Source organism: Nonomuraea sp. NPDC051941 (assembly GCF_044593615.1).
In genome coordinates this window covers 48,133-60,498 of sequence record NZ_JBIUCF010000058.1, presented here as the reverse complement: position 1 = coordinate 60,498, position 12,366 = coordinate 48,133, and the positions used below count along the sequence as shown (strand labels likewise).

Sequence of the window (12,366 nt, the reverse complement as noted above, 5' to 3'; positions counted from 1 at the left end):
AGCCTCGGCGCCCGAGACCGAGTCTCGAAGGGGAAGGAGGTGGCAGCGATGAGGCTGACTTGGAAGGATGCCCTGGCGACAGTGGTCGCGAGCACGAACATCGCCATATACGTCGCCTTCACACAAGGTGCGGACCTGCCCGTCATCGGTAGTGTGCGCGGTGCCGCGGGCGCAATCCTGCTGCTCGGCATGGTGGGTGGATGCGCGCTGAGTACCGTCGGCGAGGAGTTCATGGGCAGGGGAGGCGCGTATCTGTGTCTGACCAGCACACTGGGCGGTGTTGCCCTGATCGCGGGCGTGCTCGCCCTCATCACAGCGAGCGAACTGGCGCTTGCCGTGCTGTTCTACGCCACCATCGCGCTGTGGGTCATGGCCACTGTGCGGCACGCGTCCATGCCCTCGAAGACAGAGACGCTGAAGTGAAAGAGGGACTGTAGACCCTTGCGATTGAGGGTCTCAACGCATTACTCCGAGAGGGGCCAAGGTCCCATCACAAGAAGGACTGTCGCCTCTAAGCGCTGGCTCCCGAGCACCGGACGATACAGTCATGAGAATAGGAATCAACGGGTTCGGCCGGATCGGCCGGGCTGTCCTGCGTCGCGCGATGCGTACTGACCTGGAAATCGTCGCCATCAACGACATCGCCGACGCGGGCGCGCTAGCTCACCTGCTGAAGCACGACTCCACCTATGGTCCGCTCGACCTGCCGGTCTCAGCCTCGACCGCTGCCTTGGAAGTGAACGGCCGCACGATCGCGGTCAGTCGGCACGCCGACCCGGCGGAGATCGACTGGCGTGCCCGCGACGTTGAGTTGGTCATCGACTCCACCGGCCGATTCCGGACAAGGGACGCTTTGGCGAGCCATCTCAAGGCCGGTGCCCGCAAGGTCCTGCTCTCCGCTCCTGGGAAAGGTCTGGACGCCACCATCGTGCCCGGTGTCAACGACGCCACCTACGACCCGATCCGGCATGAGATTGTTTCCCTCGCCTCATGCACCACGAACTGCGTCGCGCCGATGGTCAAGGTGCTGCACGAGCGCTTCGGCCTGGTACGCGGTTTCATGACCACGATCCACGCCTACACCGGTGACCAGAATTTACTGGACGCTCCACACAGGGACCCGCGCCGGGCGCGTTCGGCAGCGGTGAACATCGTGCCAACTACCACGGGGGCCGCCCGCATGGTCGGCCAGGTGCTACCCGAGCTGAACGGTCGACTCGACGGCATCGCCATCCGGGTGCCGGTCGAGGATGGCTCGATCACGGACTTGTCCGCCCAGCTCAGCCGCTCCGTCACGGCGCAGGAGGTCAACGAGGCCTTCGCCGCAGCCGCCGAGGTCGAGTTGCACGGCATCCTGCGCTACAGCACGGATCCGCTCGTCTCCCGCGACATTGTCGGTGACGCCGCCTCGTGCGTGTTCGACTCGGCTCTCACGCAGGCCAGCGATGACCTGGTCAAAGTGTTCGGTTGGTATGACAACGAATGGGGTTACGCCAACCGGTTGGTCGAGATGGTCCAGCGGATGGCCTGACCGAGGACGTAGCTCCAGACCATTCGCATCTGAATGCTCCTGCCGCCTCCTGGCGGCAGGGGGATCCGCGTGAACAAAGGAGGAGGCATCATGATCATCGTAGGAGTGGACGGCTCCGTGACCTCACGAGCCGCCGTGGAATGGGCAGCCAACGACGCCTTCCGCATGCGGGCGCCGCTGCGGATCGTGCACGCGGTGGACCGCGACTGGTACCAGATCGGCAAATATCCGCTACCGGATGTGCCGGATCTGCTGCTGCGCGAGGGCCGGAGGATCCTGCGCGAGGCCGAGGCACTTGCCCGCGAGCGCCAGCCCGAGGTCGAGGTGACGACGCAGAACGTCGAGGGCATGCCTGCCGTGGTCCTGCGCGAGCAGGCGCAAGAAGCCACCGAGCTGGTGGTCGGCAGCCGCGGGTTGGGAGGGTTCGCCGGCGCGCTTCAGGGTTCGGTCAGTACCCATGTGGCCGGTCACGTACACAGCCCGGTCGTGGTGGTGCGCGGGGAGCAGCGGCCCGTGCACGGCGAGGTCGTGGCCGGGGTCGACGATTCCCCGGAGTGCGAGCCCGCGCTGGCCTATGCCTTCGAGCAGGCCAAGTTGCGCGGCGCCACGCTGCGGGTGGTGCACGCCTGGCAGCTGCCGGTGCACGCGTTCGCGCCCGAGGCCGCGTATGACATGGACGAGGTCCGCACGGCGCAGCATCAGGTCGTCCGCGACCGGGTGGAGGTTACCCGCAAGGAGTACCCACAGGTGACGGTCGTCGAGGACGTCGTCTCTGCGCATCCGGTGGATGCCCTGGTCGAGGCGTCCGGACAGGCGGACCTGCTGGTGGTGGGCTCGCACGGGCATGGCGCCCTGGGGTCGATGCTGCTCGGCTCGGTCAGCCGCGGCGTGCTGCACCACGCCCGCTGCCCGGTGGCGGTGGTCCGCGCGTAGGACCTTAGGCCCTCGCATGCGGGCCGTACGCCGGTTCGCGGCGAGGCCGCCGAGGAGGAGCGGGGAAGTGGAAGTGAGGAGGCGCGTCATGTCGATCGAAGTCAAGGACGTCATGGGCCGGGTGGCCATCGTTGTGCTGGAGGACGCGTCGTTCGCCGACATCGTGGCCACGATGAAGCGGTACGCGGTGGGCGCGGTCACCGTGGTAGACGCCGACCGGCGGCCGGTAGGCGTGATCTCCGAAGACGATCTGCTGCTCAAGGAGATCGACCCGGTACGACACAGCGTGTGGATGTTCGAGTCGCGCAAGCAGAGGCGTGAGCACGACAAGGCGGCGGCGGTGACAGCGGCCAAGCTGATGACCGCTCCGGCGATCACTGTCACGCCGGGCACCTGCGTGCGGGACGCAGCCCGGCTGATGCACGACAGGCGCATCAAGCAACTGCCCGTGATCGACGCGGTCACCGGCCGGATCATCGGTACGCTGCACCAGCGTGACGTGCTGCGGGTCTTCACCCGACCTGCCGCAGAGCTGGAAGAGGACATCCGAGCCGTGCTCCCGGATCCCGAGGCGTTCTCCATCGAGATCGACCAGGGTGCGGTGACGCTCGGCGGCCGCGTGCGGTGGAGATCCCAGGTCATCGCGGCGACGGAGGCGGTGCGCGCCGTTGAAGGCGTTCTCGACGTGATCTGTGAGGTGGCCTGCGACAAGGACGACCTTTTCACCGTTCCGCCGCTGCTGTAGCAGTCGATGATGGATCCCGCCCGGCGGATCGAGGTACACCGGACCGTTCATGGCGTCGGCTTCCGCCCGTTCGTCCAGCGGTTGGTGACAGGGATGGGAACCCACGAGCACATCGGAAACGCCGGCGGCCACATCGTGATCTCTGCGCGCGGGCCGCCGGTCCAGCAGGAGGAATTGCTCCGGCTTGCAGACCCTGCCGCTCAAGGCAGCCTGCCAACCGGCGCTACCGCTACCAGTTCATGACCTGCACGGCCTGCGGCCTCATCGAGGACCTGCCTTACGATCGGGGCGTCGTCATTCCGGCTTGTCGGCCCGCAGCCTGGCGGCCAGCGCGGCGGCCTGGGTGCGGCGCTGCATGTTGAGCTTGGACAGCACGTTGGACACGTAGTTCTTGACCGTCTTCTCCGCCAGGAACAACCGTTCGCCGATCTGGCGGTTGGTCAGCCCCTCGCCGATCAGGTCGAGGATGTGGCGCTCCTGCTCCGTCAGCGCCGCCAGGGGGTCCTTCCTGGTCGCCTGGTCGCGTAGCCGTTGCAGCATGGCGGCGGTGGTCTGCGGGTCGAGCAGGGACTGCCCGGAGGCAACGGTGCGCACCGCGCCGACCAAGTCGGAGCCGTGGATCTGCTTGAGCACGTAGCCGGAGGCCCCGGCCATCACCGCGTCGAACAGCGCGTCGTCATCGGCGAACGACGTCAGCATCAGGCACGCCAGCCCCGGCAGCCGCGAGCGTACGTCTCGGCAGACGTCCACGCCACTGCCGTCCGGCAGTCGCACGTCCAGCACCGCCACATCCGGCTTCAGCGCGGGGATGCGGGCGATGGCCGACTCGGCGGTTCCCGCCTCGCCGACGACCTCGATGTCGTCCTCGGAGTCCAGCAGGGCGGCCACGCCGCGCCGTACGACCTCGTGATCGTCAAGCAGGAAGACACGAATCATGCCCCTGACGTTAGTCACACGATCCAGGATCACAAAGAGGCCAAGCTCGAACTGAGGTCGAAAGTCCCGTCCCGCGGAGGTCTTTAGGCGCTTGGGAGCGATGCCTCTTCCAACGTGTGCTGGTGGGGACACAGGGAGGAAGCCATGATTCTCGTCGGAGTGGACGGCTCGCAGGCCGGGCTGGAGGCTGTCGGGTGGGCCGCGCGGGAGGCGGCCTTGCGGGAGGTGCCGCTGATGGTGGCGCACGCCATGCCGAAGTGGGCGTACGAGACCGAGACCGACCGCTACGCCGAAGTGGCCCGATGGCTGCGTGAAGGCGGCAGGAGCGTGCTCGCGGCGGCCGAGCAGCGGGCACGAAGGGAGGAACCGAAGATCACCGTGGACACCGCGTTCCTCGCCGATGACCCGCGGGCCGCACTGATCACCGCAGCGAAGGAGGCTGAGCTGCTGGTGGTCGGCAGTCATGGAATCGGCGGCTTCCGCGGGATGCTTGTCGGCTCGGTCGCCCATGGCGTGGCCGGGCACGCCCCCTGCGACGTCGTGGTGGTCCGCGGGCTGCCCTCGCTGCCGCGCGGTGAGATCGTCGTCGGGATCGACGGCTCGCCGGCCTCGGCCCGGGTGCTTGAATTCGCCTTCGCAGAGGCGCGCCTGCGAGGAGCGCGGCTGCGTGCCGTCCATGCCACGAGCTATGCACAGCCAGGCCGCGCGGCCCTTGATGAGGTGTCCGAAGTGACGTGGCCGTCCGCCGGATGGCACGCGGACGTCGCCCTCGTCGAGGAGGTGGTGCACGGCCATCCCGTCGAGGTGCTCCGCCAGGCCGCTGGCGGCGCCGACCTGCTGGTGGTGGGCTCGCATGGGCATGGCGCGTTTGCCGGGATGGTCCTTGGCTCGGTCAGTCAGGAACTGCTCCAGCAGTCCCCGTGCCCGCTGGTCGTGGTCAGGAGCGCCCGGTGAACGCCGATCCGGCTCGGCACGATCAGCTGAGCGACTACCTGGCGCGGATCGGCGGCACTCCCTTGCTGACCGCCGAGCAGGAGTTGGAGCTTGCCACACGGATCGAGGCAGGAGCCTGCGCCGCTCATTTGATCGCTCAGGGGAATGGGGGGCGCGAACTGGAGGCGGCGGCCGCCGATGGGCGGGCGGCCAGGAAGCACATGATCGAGGCGAACCTGCGTCTGGTCGTGTCCATCGCCAGGCGGTATGCGCATCGCGGTCTATCGCTCGCCGACGTGATCGAGGACGGCAACTTGGGACTGATCGAAGCGGTCGGGCGGTTCGACCACACCCGGGGCAACCGGTTCTCCACCGTCGCCACCTGGTGGATCCGCAAGGCCATCCAGCGAGGGCTGGAGTATGCGCCCACGATCCGGCTGCCCATCGGCGTTCAGGAGCAGTTCGCCAAGGTCGCGCATGCGGAGATCGTGACCACGCACCGGCTCGGACGTCGCCCGACGGAGCGTGAGCTGGCCGAGGAAGCCGGACTGCAACCGGCCCGACTCAACGCCCTGCGCTGCCTGCCACAGGGATGTGCCAGCCTTGACGTGCTCGTGGGAGCGGGAGGGCACCAGTCGACGCTGGGTGAGCTGGTGGAGGACACGGCCGCCCTGTCTGCCGAGCACCTCGTCGAACACGATGCACTGAAGGATCTGCTCGCCTCACTCGTCGACGGGTTGGCGCCGCGCCAGGCGTTGATCATGCGGTTGCGCTTCGGCCTGGACGGGCACACCGAGCACACACCGCGACAGGTCGCCGAGAAGCTCGGCTTGACTCCGTACTGGGTGCGCCAGCTGGAGAAGGAATCGCTGGCCCACATGCGCGTACGCGGGAGCCGTCGAGGGCTGTACGCGTGGGCGAGCTGACATTGAGAAGGTGAACTCGTGAAACGATCAGGGCGCTGGCACCACTGGCTCTATCGTGGCGGACGGCCGAATCGCGTGGCCCGGGCCATGAACCGGGCCTGGCGCGTGCTTCACTCGTCCGGGCTGGTGAGGTGCCTGGTGACCCTGGAGGTGGCCGGGCGCCGTACCGGCCACGTCATCTCCTTCCCGCTGGTGGTGGCCGACTACCAAGGAGAGCGCTACCTGGTGGCGATGCTGGGGCCCGACACCAACTGGGTGCGTAACGTGCGCGCAGCCGGGGGCCGGGCGGTGCTGCGCCACGGCCGGTGCCGAGCCGTCCGTCTCGAAGAGGTCGAGCCCGCGCTACGAGCCCCCATCCTGCGCCGCTATCTGGACCTGGCGCCGGGCGCGCGCCCGCACATGCCTGTGGACCGGCACGCACCACCGGAGAAGTACGAGCGGATCGCGGCTGGGGTCCCTGTCTTCCGCATCACCACGTCCTCATAGGAGCCAAAGATCGTGCCTCGGAACACTGGTCAGGTGCCGGTGCCGCCATCCTTGCGTTCAAAGAGATCGGACGCGCGCCGCCAGCCCGCTGATCCCGTTCGTCACGAGTACCTCGGCGACGTCCTTGAACGGAGTATCCGCCTTGACAGCGATCGCCCGCGCTGTCATGACCTCTCACTGTGATTCGCATGGTCCGCTCCTTTTGGTTCTCCCTTCCATGGCACATTGCCTTCCATCGCGGATTCGTAGGGACGAGGGGCTTCGGAGACCCTGACTTTGGAACCGCGGAAAGTCCTCAGAAAGCGCGCCTGGACATGTGGGCAAGGAAGCTAGGCAGCGTTTTGGCGTGGTGCGAGACTGACCCGTATGGAAAGCGAGCACCGTCCGTTGATGCCGCAGATGCGGCTCGATGAACTGCTGGCAGAGCTGCAGGTACGGCTCAATGCCGTGCTGGCCACCCGGGACCGGGTGCACGCACTGCTCGAAGCCGTCGTGTCCGTGGGCAGCGACCTCGATCTGGAGACAGTGCTGCGGCGCATCGTGGAGACCGCGACCAAGCTGGTCGACGCCAGCTACGGCGCGCTGGGCGTGGTGGGCCACGAGGACACGCTGCTCCAGTTCATCCCGGTGGGGCTGACCGAGGAGGAGATCGCCAGGATCGAGCACTGGCCACACGGCCTGGGCCTCCTCGGCTTGCTGATCAAGGACGCGCGGCCGCTCAGGCTGAGCCGCATCTCCGACCATCCCGAGTCGTACGGCTTTCCGCCGGGCCACCCGCCGATGGGGACGTTTCTCGGCGTCCCGGTACGGGTGCGGGATGAGGTCTTCGGCAACCTCTACCTGACCGAGAAGCGCGGCGGCGGCGAGTTCGACGAGGAGGACGAGGCCATCGTGATAGCGCTGGCCACCGCCGCCGGCGTCGCCGTGGAGAACGCCCGGCTGTATGAGATGTCGCGGCGGCGCGAGACCTGGCTGCAGGCGTCCTCGGAGGTCACCACAAGCTTGTTGTCCGGCGCCGAACCGGGTCATGTGCTCACCGTGGTGGCCGCCCGCGCCCGCCAGATGAGCGACGCCGACCTGGTCCAGGTGCTGCTGCCGGACCCGGCGGGAGACGCGCTGCGTGTGGAGGTCGCTGAAGGAGAGGGTGCCGAGGAAGTGCTGGGAACCGCCTTCGAGGTCTCGGCCACGCTCGCGGGCGACGTGTTCGTTCAGGGGGAGCCGATGTCCGACGCGGACATGCAGAGCGCTCCCTATCCGGACTCACCGCTGCGGCGGCTGGGTTATGGCCCCGGGCTCATGGTTCCGCTTGGCACTCCGCCGAACGTGCGCGGGGTGCTCACGCTGGCCAAACGGAGTGGGCGGCTGCCGTTCAGCACCGCGGAACTACAGATGTTGCATGCTTTCGCCGGCCAGGCGGCGATTGCGCTCGAACTGGCCGAGGCGCGCCGGGACGCCGAGCGGCTGGGGCTGCTGGAGGACCGGGATCGGATCGCCAAGGACTTGCACGATGTGGTGATCCAACGATTGTTTGCGACCGCGATGACGTTCATGAGCACGGTGCGGTTGGTGGACCATCCGGAGGCGGCCAAAAGGCTGCAGCGCGGTATCGACGAACTGGATGGGACGATCCGGCAGATCCGCTCGTCCATCTTCGCCCTGCAGGTCTCCCACGACCAGGACACGCCCAGCCTGCGGGCGCAGATCGTGGACCTGGTGGAAGGCGCCGGCAGCCATCTGGGCTTCATGCCTGGCTTGCGCATGGAAGGGCAGATCGACACGCTGGTGCCCGAACCCGTTGCCGAGCACCTGCTGGCCGTCCTGCGGGAGGCCCTATCCAATGTGGTACGCCACTCTCACGCCACCCGCGCCGAGGTCTCCGTCGACACGGCGAGCGACAGTCTCACCCTCACGGTCTCGGACAACGGTGTCGGTCTGGGGGAGAGCGGTCGTCGAAGCGGCCTGCGCAACATCGAGGAACGGGCCGGCCACCTGAGCGGTAATGCAGAGCTGGAGAGCCCGGGCCCGGACGGGAAAGGCACGCGGCTACGCTGGCACGTCCCGCTGTGAGGTCCCGCGACCCACGAGAAGGGGACCAAGGTCCCTAGGGCGCGCGGACTGATCCGGACATCATCGGCACCATGACGACGATGCAGTACATCGACGCCTACTGGCGTGCCGCGAACTACCTGTCCGTCGGGCAGATCTACCTGCTGGACAACCCGCTGCTGACGGAGCCGCTCCGGCCGGAGCACGTCAAGCCGCGCCTGCTCGGCCACTGGGGCACCACGCCCGGGCTGAACTTCTGCTTCGCCCACCTCAACCGGATCATCGCCGAGCGTGGCCAGGACATGATCTACATCGCGGGTCCCGGCCACGGCGGCCCGGCGGCGGTCGCGCACGCCTGGCTGGAGGGCTCTTACTCCGAGAAGTATCCCGAGGTGTCCCAGGACGCGGCAGGGATGCGGCGGTTGTTCCGCCAGTTCTCCTTCCCGGGTGGCATCCCCAGCCATATCGCGCCGGAGACGCCCGGGTCGATCCACGAGGGCGGCGAGCTTGGGTATTCGCTCGCGCACGCTTATGGAGCGGCCTTCGACAATCCACGCCTCGTGGTCGCCTGTGTCGTCGGCGACGGCGAGGCCGAGACGGGTCCGCTCGCCGCCAGCTGGCACTCCAACAAGCTGCTCGACCCCTATCGCGACGGCGTCGTCCTGCCGATCCTGCACCTGAACGGCTACAAGATCGCCAACCCCACCCTGCTCGCCCGCATCCCCGAGTCCGAACTGCTCAAGCTCATGGAGGGGCACGGCTACCGCCCGCACCTCGTCGGCCCCGACCACGAACAGATGGCGAACACGCTGGATGAAGTGTTCGATCAGATCGCCGCTTACAAGGACGGCCGCGCCGACCGCCTCCCAATGATCATCCTGCGGACGCCGAAGGGCTGGACAGGCCCGCGCGAAGTCGACGGGCTGCCTGTCGAGGGGACCTGGCGGGCGCACCAGGTGCCGCTGTCCGGCGTCCGCGACAACCTTGAGCACCTGACGATGCTGGAGAAGTGGATGCGCTCCTACCGGCCGGAGGAACTGTTCGACGTCGACGGCCGCCCGGTCCCGAAGATTCTGCAGACGGTGCCGGAAGGGGCGAAGCGGATGAGCGCCAGCCCGCATGCCAATGGCGGCGAGCTGCTGAAACCTCTCGCGCTGCCGGACTTCCGCGACTATGCGGTGGAGGTCAAAGCACCTGCGCGGCAATCCACTGAGCCCACCCGAGTGCTGGGCACGTTCCTGCGCGACGTGATCGCCGCCAACCCGCGCAGCTTCCGGCTCATGGGGCCGGACGAGACGGCCTCCAACCGGCTGCAGGCCGTCTTCGACACCACCACCCGGGCCTGGAACGCCGCCACCGAGCAGACCGACGACCACCTGGCCGCCGGCGGGCGGGTCATGGAGGTGCTGTCCGAACACCTGTGCCAGGGCTGGCTGGAGGGCTACCTGCTGACCGGCAGGCACGGCCTGTTCAACTGCTACGAGGCGTTCATCCACATCATCGACGCCATGTTCAACCAGCACGCCAAATGGCTGGAAGCGTCAAAGAAGATCCCCTGGCGGCGGCCCGTCGCCTCGCTCAACTACCTGCTGTCCTCACACGTCTGGCGGCAGGACCACAACGGCTTCAGCCACCAGGACCCCGGCTTCCTCGACGTCGTGGTCAACAAGAAGGCGTCCGTGGTGCGGGTCTACCTGCCGCCGGACGCCAACACGCTGCTCTCGGTCGCTGACCACTGCCTGCCCTCGCGCGACTACGTCAACGTGATCGTGGCGGGCAAGCAACCGGTGCTAGACCTGTTCACGATGGACGAGGCCATCGCGCACTGCACCCGCGGCCTGGGCATCCTGCCCTGGGCCTCCAGCGACTCCGGCGCAGAACCGGATGTCGTGCTGGCCTGCGCCGGCGACGTCCCCACGTTGGAGACCCTCGCCGCCGCTGCCATCCTGCGCGAGCACCTGCCGTCCCTGAAAGTACGGGTCGTCAACGTCGTGGACCTGATGCGGCTGCAGCCCCCGTCGGAGCACCCGCATGGCATGCCGGACGCCGAGTTCGACACCCTGTTCACCACCGACAAGCCGATCATCTTCAATTTCCACGGCTACCCGTGGCTGATCCATCGCCTCACCTACCGCCGCCACGGCCACGCCAACGTCCACGTGCGCGGCTACAAGGAAGAGGGCACCACGACGACGCCGTTCGACATGGCCATGCTCAACGACATCGACCGCTTCCACCTGGTCATGGACGTCATCGACCGCGTCCCAGGGCTCGGCACCACGGCGGCGCACCTGCGCCAGCGCATGAGCGACGAACGGCTGCGGGCCCGCGCGTACACGCGCGAGCACGGCGAGGACATCCCCGAGATCAGTGGCTGGACCTGGCCATGACAGCCGACGGCCGCGAAGAGAATACGGCCCCGCTCGGTGTCGATCGTGCCAGTACCGGCGACCTGTTCAACCTCGCGGTCGACATCGGCCCCGTGCCCATGCAGGTCGGCGCCTGCCTGATCCTGGACACCGGGCCGGGCTTCGAGCTGACGCACGCGCGCCGGCTGATCGCCGAGCGGGTCGGCGCGGTGCCGCGGTTGCGTCAACGCCTCGTGCCCACCCCACCCGGATGCGGTCGGCCTCTCTGGATCGACGACCCGGCCTTCGACCTGGACCGCCACCTGCATGTCACGACATGCCCACCACCCGGCGACGAAGGAGCGCTGCTCGACCTCGCTGCCGCGGTGATCAGCCGGCCACTGGCGGCGTCCCGGCCTCTGTGGTCGATGACCCTGGTGACAGGTCTGACGGGCGACAGGATCGGCATGATCGTCTGCTTCCACCACGTGCTCGCCGACGGCGTCGGCGGTCTGGTCGTGCTCGGTTGCCTCGTCGACGGGGTGCCCGCGCCGACCGCACGTGCGTTTCCCGTTCCCGCTCCGCCCCTTCGCCGGATCGCCGCTGACGCATGGAGTGCCCGGCTGCGTGCTCTGACCCGTCTCCCTCACACCTGGCGGGCCGTCAAGCGCGCCGCCGCTGAAGTCGGTGCTCCGCAGCGGTCGGCGATCTGTTCGCTGAACGCGCCCGCCGGTGGGAACCAGCGACTGGTGGCCGTCACGGCGAAGCTCGACGACGTCCGCCGGTTCGCTCACGCGCATGGCGGCACCGTCAACGACGCCGTGCTCGCCGCGATCACCGGTGCCGTACGCACCCTGCTGGCTCATCGCGGGGAGAGCGTCCCTGATCTGGTGGTCTCCATCCCCGTGTCGGCACGGACATCCGCCACCGCCGCCAGGCTCGGCAACCAAGTCGGTGTCATGCCCGTCCGCCTTCCCACCGGAGGCGGCCTCGCGCACCGGCTAGAACGCATCGCGACGATCACCAGAGCCCGGAAATCCGAGACCCCAGGAGTCTCGGCGCCGTGGCTCGCGAGGGTCGGCCGAATGCTCGCCCGCATCCACATGATGGGCTGGCTGCTCAATCACCAGCATCTGATTCACACCGCCGTGACGAACTTGCGCGGCCCCGAGGAGCCGCTGTTCTTCAACGGCGTGCGTGTGCGAACGATCATCCCGATCGCGCTGGCACGGGGAAATGTGACCATCGCCTTCAGCGTGCTGTCCTACACGGGCATCCTGACGATCACGACCGTCGCTGACGCGGAGCGCGTAACCGACCTGCCCCACCTCACCCGCGCGCTGCACGACGAACTCACCGCGATGAGCTGACGGCCAGGCAGGCGGATAGGGACGAAAGTCCTGGCGGATCGATGGCTTACGCCTCGGTACCCGAACCGCCGAGGTTGATGTGCTGGCGGTGATCGTACGAGAGGGGATCACG

Annotated in this window: 12 protein-coding genes; 11 read left to right on the top strand and 1 reads right to left on the bottom strand. The window is 67.9% G+C overall.

Features of this window, described 5'->3' with window-relative positions; translation table 11 throughout:
* Positions 1-48 precede the first annotated feature (48 nt).
* The 5 genes from ACIHFD_RS57260 (at position 49) to ACIHFD_RS57240 (ending at position 3,452) form a co-directional block, all read left to right on the top strand.
* Positions 49-423 carry a hypothetical protein gene (locus ACIHFD_RS57260; protein WP_397374089.1) on the top strand — a complete coding sequence of 125 codons (375 nt, stop codon included), beginning with the start codon at positions 49-51 and terminating at the stop codon, positions 421-423.
* A 124-nt stretch (positions 424-547) separates the two neighbouring features.
* The gene (gene gap / locus ACIHFD_RS57255) at positions 548-1,531 is read left to right on the top strand and encodes a type I glyceraldehyde-3-phosphate dehydrogenase (RefSeq protein WP_397374088.1); all 984 of its coding nucleotides are present in this window, start codon (positions 548-550) and stop codon (positions 1,529-1,531) included.
* A gap of 90 nt (positions 1,532-1,621) precedes the next feature.
* Positions 1,622-2,464: a universal stress protein gene (locus ACIHFD_RS57250; RefSeq protein ID WP_397374087.1), complete on the top strand. Its 843-nt coding sequence runs from the start codon at positions 1,622-1,624 to the stop codon at positions 2,462-2,464.
* 88 nt (positions 2,465-2,552) lie between these two features.
* A complete protein-coding gene (locus tag ACIHFD_RS57245) occupies positions 2,553-3,209 on the top strand; it encodes a CBS domain-containing protein (RefSeq protein ID WP_397374086.1) in 657 nt (218 codons plus the stop codon).
* Between the two features lie 6 nt (positions 3,210-3,215).
* Positions 3,216-3,452: an acylphosphatase gene (locus tag ACIHFD_RS57240; RefSeq protein ID WP_397374085.1), complete on the top strand. Its 237-nt coding sequence runs from the start codon at positions 3,216-3,218 to the stop codon at positions 3,450-3,452.
* A gap of 51 nt (positions 3,453-3,503) precedes the next feature.
* Here the strand turns inward: ACIHFD_RS57240 and ACIHFD_RS57235 are convergent, their stop codons facing one another.
* A complete protein-coding gene (locus ACIHFD_RS57235) occupies positions 3,504-4,145 on the bottom strand; it encodes a response regulator (RefSeq protein ID WP_397374084.1) in 642 nt (213 codons plus the stop codon).
* A 144-nt stretch (positions 4,146-4,289) separates the two neighbouring features.
* On the opposite strand from ACIHFD_RS57235, the gene ACIHFD_RS57230 reads away from it, so the two are divergent.
* From ACIHFD_RS57230 to ACIHFD_RS57205, 6 genes are all read left to right on the top strand, one after another.
* Positions 4,290-5,099, top strand: a complete 810-nt coding sequence (locus ACIHFD_RS57230; protein WP_397374083.1) for a universal stress protein — start codon at positions 4,290-4,292, stop codon at positions 5,097-5,099.
* Positions 5,096-6,004, top strand: coding sequence for an RNA polymerase sigma factor RpoD/SigA (locus tag ACIHFD_RS57225; RefSeq protein ID WP_397374082.1), 909 nt, complete (start codon positions 5,096-5,098; stop codon positions 6,002-6,004). The genes ACIHFD_RS57230 and ACIHFD_RS57225 overlap by 4 nt, the downstream gene beginning before the upstream one ends.
* A gap of 18 nt (positions 6,005-6,022) precedes the next feature.
* A complete protein-coding gene (locus ACIHFD_RS57220; RefSeq protein WP_397374081.1) occupies positions 6,023-6,490 on the top strand; it encodes a nitroreductase family deazaflavin-dependent oxidoreductase in 468 nt (155 codons plus the stop codon).
* Positions 6,491-6,856: 366 nt separating this feature from the next.
* On the top strand, positions 6,857-8,557 hold the full coding sequence (locus ACIHFD_RS57215) for a GAF domain-containing sensor histidine kinase (protein ID WP_397374080.1): 1,701 nt from the start codon (positions 6,857-6,859) through the stop codon (positions 8,555-8,557).
* Between the two features lie 71 nt (positions 8,558-8,628).
* Complete coding sequence (locus ACIHFD_RS57210) at positions 8,629-10,926, top strand: phosphoketolase (protein WP_397374079.1); 2,298 nt, start codon at positions 8,629-8,631, stop codon at positions 10,924-10,926.
* A complete protein-coding gene (locus ACIHFD_RS57205; protein WP_397374078.1) occupies positions 10,923-12,254 on the top strand; it encodes a wax ester/triacylglycerol synthase domain-containing protein in 1,332 nt (443 codons plus the stop codon). The genes ACIHFD_RS57210 and ACIHFD_RS57205 overlap by 4 nt, the downstream gene beginning before the upstream one ends.
* Positions 12,255-12,366: the final 112 nt, after the last annotated feature.